The organism is Gallibacterium salpingitidis, from assembly GCF_030517105.1.
In the GTDB taxonomy this organism is placed as follows: domain Bacteria; phylum Pseudomonadota; class Gammaproteobacteria; order Enterobacterales; family Pasteurellaceae; genus Gallibacterium; species Gallibacterium salpingitidis.
Map to the genome: position 1 here is coordinate 2657466 of NZ_CP103875.1, position 7535 is coordinate 2665000.

Consider the following 7535-nt stretch of genomic DNA (forward strand, 5'->3'; position numbering starts at 1 on the left):
TCATTCCTTTTTATCTACTTTATCTACTGTATTTAATTTCAATTGTATGTGCTCCTCATTATAATAGCGAACATAATCTTTGATAGCCGATTCAAGTTCTGCGATCGCCTGAAGTTAGTGTAGCTCTTTCAGAGAGCTGAGTGATAGCTTGGAATACCATCCGATTGCTTGTTTGGATATATTTAGTCATAAAAAATCTGCACCTCTGTTTGTTGGATAATCAGTCCAGCTTTTAGGGTACAGATCAAAATAAGATTTTTCTCGCAAGCTCGAAAATTTACGGCTTTTTCTGCCTAAAAATTGAATTTGGGCAAGAGCGAGAGAAACCTCAAAATTTTTTATTATTTTGTGACTTGTCTTAAGGTAATGAAGCCCAGAATAGCAGAAAGCGTTGAAGCGGCTAAAATACCAATTCTTGCCAAAATATTTAAATCATGTGCTTCTTGTTCGAAAGCCAAACCTGATAAGAACATTGACATAGTAAAACCGATACCGCACAGCAAAGAAACGGCAAAAATATGGCGGAAATTAATTCCTGCCGGTAATTGCGTTAGTTTCAATTTGATAGATAAATAACTGAAACCGAAAACGCCGATAGGCTTACCGACAAATAAACCTAACAATACGGCGAAAAGTAAAGGTGATGATAATAGTTGGGTGTTGATACCTTGAAACGAGATACCGGCGTTAGCGAAAGCAAATAGCGGTAAAATCATAAAAGTTACCCAAGGCGCAAGAGTATGCTCTAGGCGATGTACTAAATTTGCGCCATTACTTGCTTTTAATGGGATAGCAAAACCGATAATTACCCCGGCTAAAGTGGCGTGAACCCCTGATTTGAGTACACAAACCCAAAGGATAATACCAACGACACCATAAGGAGTTAGTGAACTCACTTTATATCTATTAAGTAAAAAGAGTAACAAGATCGAAATAGCCGCACCAACCAGCGCCACCTCCCCTAATTCATGTGAGAAGAAGATCGCAATAACCACAATAGCACCAAGGTCGTCAATAATTGCTAATGCTAATAAAAAGATCTTTAACGCCGGCGGAACATTTTTGCCAACCAACGCCATAATACCTAAGGCAAAGGCAATATCTGTTGCCATTGGAATCGCCCAACCTTTGGTTAATTCAGAAGAAGATGCTGTTACCAGATAGAACAGTAACGCAGGAACTATCATCCCACCAAAAGCAGCAATTGCTGGAAAGAGCGCCGTTTTATAATTAGAAAGAGAACCAGTGAACAGCTCTTTTTTGACTTCTAAACCAATAGATAGAAAGAAAATCGCCATTAGACCGTCATTGATCCAAAGAAGTAGTGGTTTATGCAGACGAAATTCACCAAATTGAAAGGCGACAGTGGTATTTAATAAGTCTTGATAACATTGTGAAGTAAAGGATAAGTTAGCCAGGACAATGGCAAAAAAGGTCGCAATTAATAATAAAATGCCACCGGCAGGTTCGCTCTTAAAAAATTGTTGTATGGATTGTGATAGTTTCTGCATAAAGTCTCCGAAAATAAGTAAAAATAAAAAAGATAAAAAATGCCGCTACATAGGCGGCATTTGTGTTTAGTATTATTAAGTTATTATGAATTAAACAATGCCATATTGTTGACGATATGCGAGCATTTTCGGTAAAAAAGCTGCATATTGCTCAGATTGTTGTAAGTAAATTAATAAATGTTCAAAGGTAATAATTGAACTAACGCGGCAATGATAATCACGTTCCACTTCCTGAATAGCAGAAAGTTCACCTTTGCCTTTTTCTTGTCTATCTAAAGCTATCATAACACCGCTTAAGGTCGCTTGATGTGCATCAATGAGCTGCATTGATTCACGAATTGCTGTACCAGCGGTAATGACATCATCAATCAATAATACTTTACCTTGTAGTGGGCTACCGATCAAATTACCGCCTTCACCATGATCTTTAGCCTCTTTACGATTAAAGCAGACCGGCTTATTAAGCGAAAATTGATGATAAAGGGCAACCGAAGTCGCGGTAGCAATAGGGATTCCTTTATATGCTGGGCCAAAAATAACATCGTAATCTAATTGTTGCGCTTGAATGGCTTCTGCATAGAAGCGTCCTAATTTGGCAAGATCTTCGCCGGTGTTAAATAGACCAGCATTAAAAAAATAAGGACTAATACGGCCAGATTTTAACGTGAATTCACCAAATTTTAATACTTGGCGGCTTAATGCAAATTCAATAAATTGTTGTTGATAAGTTTGCATATTTTTTCCTATTAGTTTTGTTGTAATGCCATTTTTTGCGCTTGGTTAATTTGTGCAATACCTTGTTTTGCTAAAGCAAGTAATTCAAGTAATTCTTCGTGGCTAAATGGTTCGCCTTCGGCAGTGCCTTGGATTTCAATCATTTTGCCTTCGTCAGTCATCACTACATTCATATCGGTTTCCGCATTGGAATCTTCGACATATTCAAGATCGCAAACTTTTTGATCATCCACAATACCGACAGAAACCGCGGCAACTAAACCTTTAATTGGGTTTTTAGTTAATGAACCGTTATCTAATAATGTTTGAATGGCATCATATAAAGCAACAGCAGCGCCGCTGATTGCCGCAGTTCTCGTACCGCCATCAGCTTGGATTACATCACAATCTAAAGTAATCGTGCGTTCACCTAATAATTCAAGATCGATCATTGCACGTAAGGAACGACCGATTAAACGTTGAATTTCCATTGTACGTCCGCTTTGTTTGCCTTTAGCTGCTTCACGTTGAGTACGCACGTTGGTTGCACGTGGCAACATACCGTATTCCGCAGTAATCCAGCCTTGATTTTGTCCTTTTAAAAAACGTGGTACAGAGTCTTCAATAGAGGCATTACATAATACTTTAGTGTCGCCAAATTCAATTAATACTGAACCTTCAGCGTGTTTTGTATAGTGACGAGTAATTTTAATTGGGCGCATTGCATCATTGGCGCGATTATTTGGGCGCATAAAAAATCTCCGAATTAGCAAAAAATATGCCAAATTTTAGCATAATTATAGTGGGTTTTGGCTGACTTCTGGCAGATTTGTTTCTGCTGGTGAGTCATTTACTTGAGTTTGTTCTTGAATACGATAGTAATTGATAATGCTGTTATGGTAACGACGAATGTTTTCAACATATTGATAGGCTTCATAGCCGCGAGCATAACCAAATTTGAGTTTGCTGTAATATTTTTTATCAGCAAGTAACGGTAAATTTGCCTTCACATCTAGCCAATTGTTTGGATTACCGCCAAGACTTTCAGTTAAGCGACGAACATCTAATAGATGCCCTAAACCTAAGTTATAAGCAACAAGTGCAAACCAAATTTTATCTTCTTCAGCAATAGTTTCCGGCATTTTAGCCAATAGCATATGTAGGTATGCAGAGCCAGCTTTAATACTCTGTTCAGGATCATTCCGATCATCAATATTCATACGGTTTGCTGTTTCTTTGGTAAGCATCATAATACCGCGTACCCCAGTTGGTGACGTTGCGTTGGCGTCCCAATGTGATTCTTGATAAGAAATAGCAGCTAACAGCTTCCAATCTAATTGATCGGCATAGCGTTGGAAAAGCGTTAAATAAGTTGGCAAGGTATTTTCAATTGCCGAAATATAGGTTCTCGCATCGACATAATCAAAGCGGGAAAGATGACTAAAATATTTTTCCTCAATACGTGAAATGAGCCCTGATTCTTTGGCAGAGTTCATGAAATCCAGCAGCGCTGCTTGTAATTCATTATATGGATTTTGCGGTAGATACCAATTCACCGAAGTTTCTTCTGTTAAATCGAAGCCAACAGCCAAATTAGGTTTCACTTGCTGAATTGAAGCCACATCAATTGAGCTGGCGATAGTGTAATCCGCTTTACCATCCGCAACTACCAATAAAGTTTCTTCTGGCGACATATTGTGATCAACCTGCCATTCAAGTTGCGGATATTGTTGTTTTAATTGAGATAATTTTTTTTGTAAATCAGGATTGTTTGGGATTAATAATTTACCGCTTAACTGACTTAAATCATAAGGTCTGGTGCTATTTTTCCGATAGACTAATTGCCAGGAAGCAGAGTAATAGCTTGGCCCGATTTGGAAACGTTCCGCTTTATCTGTTTGATACATTAAGTTTGCTGCAGCAAGATCAATTTGGTTTTCTTCGAGTGCTTGCAACAAATCTTCTGAGTTATCAAAAGTTTGTATCGTGAGTTGTACACCAAGATAATCAGCAAAGGCTTTGGTGAGTTCATATTCTAAGCCTGCTGCACCATTCGGATTAACAAAATAAGAGAACGCATTATTAATAGTGCCGACAACCAGTTCTTGACGTTTTTGAATGGAAGAATAGAGATTATCGTCTGAGCGCATAATCTTTTGCCATGGAAAGACCATATCAATAGCCCATAATAATAGACCGATAGCTAAGATAATTCTGACTGATAACCCTTTCAAATAGACCTCAACTTGTGTTCTCGAAAAGTGCGCATTGTATAAGATCTAATCGATAAGTACAAATAAGCCAGAACGCAAACGTTTCCGTTTAATGGGAGTTTAGGTATAATAAGCGCCGATTTTTTCATTTTAAATTAGGTGATAATGCTATGATGCTGATTTTCCGTGGTGCAACCGCTCTTTCTGATTTTCGACTTTCCCGCCTTTCTTCACAACTTGCAGAACAACAAATTTCACTGGGTAATTGTGAGACCAATTATCTCTATTTTGTGGAAGTCAAAAATCCGCTGAATCAATTGCAAATCGATCATTTAATTCAACTTTTTGAGGCGAATGCCGTTATGAGTTTTCCTGCTGACAATGCAGCAGAGAATTTCTTACAAGGACAAATTGTTATTCCTCGTATTGGTACCATTTCACCTTGGTCATCAAAGGCAACAGATATTATTCATAGTTGTGGGCTAAGTGAAGTAGTACGTGCAGAAAGAGGTATTTTATATCATTGCGAATTCGCTTCTGCCTTGAACGCAGAACAACAAGCATTTGTTGTTAAATTGATCCACGATCGTATGATGGAAGAAGTGGTTGAGGATTATGCACGTTTAACAGAAATTTTTGCGCAACAAGATCCAAAACCATTGAAAACCGTTGATTTACTTGCCGGTGGACGAGCAGCATTAGAGAAAGCTAACGTAGAATTAGGTTTAGCTTTAGCAAGTGATGAAATTGATTATTTGCTTGAACAATTCACCTTATTAAAACGTAATCCAACTGATGTTGAGCTATATATGTTTGCTCAGGCAAACTCTGAACATTGCCGCCATAAAATTTTCAATGCGGATTGGACGATTGATGGTGAAGCACAGCCAAAATCACTGTTTAAAATGATTAAAAATACTTATGAAAAAACACCGGATTATGTGTTATCTGCGTATAAAGATAATGCTGCAGTGATGGAGGGTTCAGCAGCAGGACGTTTCTTCCCAGATCAAGATGGTACCTATCGTTATCACCAAGAACAAATGCCAATTTTGATGAAGGTAGAAACGCATAACCACCCAACAGCAATTTCTCCATTCCCTGGTGCGGCAACAGGTTCTGGTGGTGAGATTCGTGATGAAGGGGCGACAGGTCGCGGTTCAAAGCCAAAGGCAGGGTTAGTCGGTTTCTCTGTTTCTAACTTATGTATTCCAGGATATGAACAACCTTGGGAAGGACCATTATCAAAACCAAATCGTATTGCGTCAGCATTAGATATTATGTTGGAAGCACCTTTAGGCGGTGCGGCGTTTAACAATGAGTTCGGCCGTCCATCATTATTAGGTTATTTCCGTACTTATGAAGAAAAAGTTAATAGCTTTAATGGCGAAGAGGTGCGTGGTTATCACAAACCGATTATGTTAGCTGGTGGTATGGGAAATATTCGTGAAGAGCATATCCAGAAAGGTGAAATTCCTGTTGGTGCGAAATTAGTCGTCTTAGGTGGACCAGCAATGAATATCGGTTTAGGCGGTGGTGCGGCTTCATCAATGGCATCAGGAAAATCTGCGGAAAATCTGGATTTTGCTTCTGTACAACGTGATAACCCTGAAATGGAACGTCGTTGTCAAGAAGTGATCGACCGTTGTTGGCAAATGGGTGTGGATAATCCAATCCTCTTTATTCATGACGTTGGTGCTGGCGGATTATCAAATGCGATGCCTGAATTAGTGCATGATGGTGGTCGTGGCGGACGTTTTGAATTACGTAAAATCTTAAGTGATGAACGTAATATGAGCCCATTAGAAATTTGGTGTAACGAATCACAAGAGCGTTATGTGCTTGCTGTTAATGCTGATAAATTGCCATTGTTTGAACAATTATGTGCACGTGAGAAAGTGCCTTATGCGGTAATTGGTGAGGCGACAGAAGAACAACATTTAACCTTACACGATGATCATTTTGCTAATAAACCGATTGATTTACCAATGAATGTGTTACTTGGTAAAACACCAAAAATGCAACGTAATGAGGTATCTAAACAAGTTAATTCAGCAGCATTAGCAACACAACAAATTGATTTAACAGAAGCATTGCATCGTGTTTTACGTTTACCAGTAGTAGCAGAGAAAACCTTCTTAATTACAATTGGCGACCGTTCAATTACTGGTATGGTGGCGCGTGACCAAATGGTTGGTCCTTGGCAAATTCCAGTAGCCGATTATGGTATGACTACAACAAGTTTTGATACTTATCATGGTGAGGCAATGTCGATTGGTGAACGTGCACCAGTAGCATTATTAGATTTTGCGGCGTCGGCTCGTTTAGCGGTAGCAGAAGCAATTACTAATTTGGCAGCAGTGAATATTGGCGAACTTAAACGCGTTAAATTATCGGCAAACTGGATGTCAGCAGCCGATCACCCTGGAGAAGGTGTCGGATTATATCAAGCTGTGAAAGCGATTGGTGAAGAGCTTTGTCCAGCATTAGGTTTAACCATTCCTGTTGGTAAAGATTCTATGTCAATGAAAACAACGTGGCAGGAAGATGGACAACAAAAAACAGTTACTGCGCCGCTTTCATTAGTGATCAGCGCTTTTTCACGTGTAGAAGATGTTAGAAAAGCAGTTACACCACAGCTTCGTACTGATAAAGGCGCAAGTGAGTTAATTCTTATCGATCTCGGTGAAGGTAAGAATCGTTTAGGCGCAACTGCATTAGCTCAAGTATATAAACAACTTGGTGATAAACCTGCTGATGTAGAAAATCCACAACGTTTGAAAGCCTTCTTTGATGCGATGCAACAATTAGTGCAACAACAAAAATTATTGGCTTATCACGATCGTTCTGATGGCGGTTTGATTGTAACGCTTGCAGAGATGGCATTTGCGGGAAATTGTGGCGTCAATGTTGATATTGAAAAATTGGGTGCTGATGATTTAGCAGTATTGTTTAATGAAGAATTAGGTGCAGTATTACAGATTCGTCAGGCTGATCATCAAGTAGTGTGGGATACACTTAAACAATATCAACTTGATGCTGTTGCAACAGTATTAGGTAACGTGACAGCTGATAACAATATTATTGTGAAACGCGG

Annotated in this window: 6 protein-coding genes (1 of these 6 only partly in view); 1 reads left to right on the forward strand and 5 read right to left on the reverse strand. The window is 38.9% G+C overall.

Going from position 1 to position 7535, the window contains the following annotated elements:
* The 5 genes from NYR30_RS13685 to mltF all read right to left on the reverse strand — a co-directional run bounded on the left by NYR30_RS13685 (position 1) and on the right by mltF (position 4459).
* Positions 1–105 (reverse strand): IS3 family transposase, encoded by a 105-nt coding sequence (locus NYR30_RS13685; RefSeq protein ID WP_156550036.1) that lies wholly within the window; start codon positions 103–105, stop codon positions 1–3.
* 236 nt (positions 106–341) lie between these two features.
* On the reverse strand, positions 342–1511 hold the full coding sequence (gene nhaA, locus NYR30_RS12655; RefSeq protein ID WP_302501298.1) for a Na+/H+ antiporter NhaA: 1170 nt from the start codon (positions 1509–1511) through the stop codon (positions 342–344).
* Between the two features lie 90 nt (positions 1512–1601).
* Positions 1602–2246: an orotate phosphoribosyltransferase gene (gene pyrE, locus NYR30_RS12660; protein WP_066422048.1), complete on the reverse strand. Its 645-nt coding sequence runs from the start codon at positions 2244–2246 to the stop codon at positions 1602–1604.
* Between the two features lie 11 nt (positions 2247–2257).
* The gene (rph, locus tag NYR30_RS12665) at positions 2258–2977 is read right to left on the reverse strand and encodes a ribonuclease PH (RefSeq protein WP_066422045.1); all 720 of its coding nucleotides are present in this window, start codon (positions 2975–2977) and stop codon (positions 2258–2260) included.
* 45 nt (positions 2978–3022) lie between these two features.
* A complete protein-coding gene (gene mltF, locus NYR30_RS12670) occupies positions 3023–4459 on the reverse strand; it encodes a membrane-bound lytic murein transglycosylase MltF (RefSeq protein ID WP_066114108.1) in 1437 nt (478 codons plus the stop codon).
* Positions 4460–4608: 149 nt separating this feature from the next.
* Here mltF and purL point away from each other — a divergent pair, with 149 nt between their 5' ends.
* Positions 4609–7535, forward strand: the 5' portion of a protein-coding gene (gene purL, locus NYR30_RS12675) for a phosphoribosylformylglycinamidine synthase (protein WP_066114105.1). Its footprint extends 982 nt past the window's final position; only the first 2927 of its 3909 coding nucleotides appear in the window; its start codon is at positions 4609–4611; its stop codon lies off the right edge, out of view.

What these genes read in the sequence shown, in the direction of transcription:
- rph (WP_066422045.1), bottom strand. Translation starts at nt 2,977, where the DNA reads ATGCGCCCAAATAATCGCGCCAATGATGCAATGCGCCCAATTAAAATT.
- nhaA (WP_302501298.1), bottom strand. Translation starts at nt 1,511, where the DNA reads ATGCAGAAACTATCACAATCCATACAACAATTTTTTAAGAGCGAACCT.
- pyrE (WP_066422048.1), bottom strand. Translation starts at nt 2,246, where the DNA reads ATGCAAACTTATCAACAACAATTTATTGAATTTGCATTAAGCCGCCAA.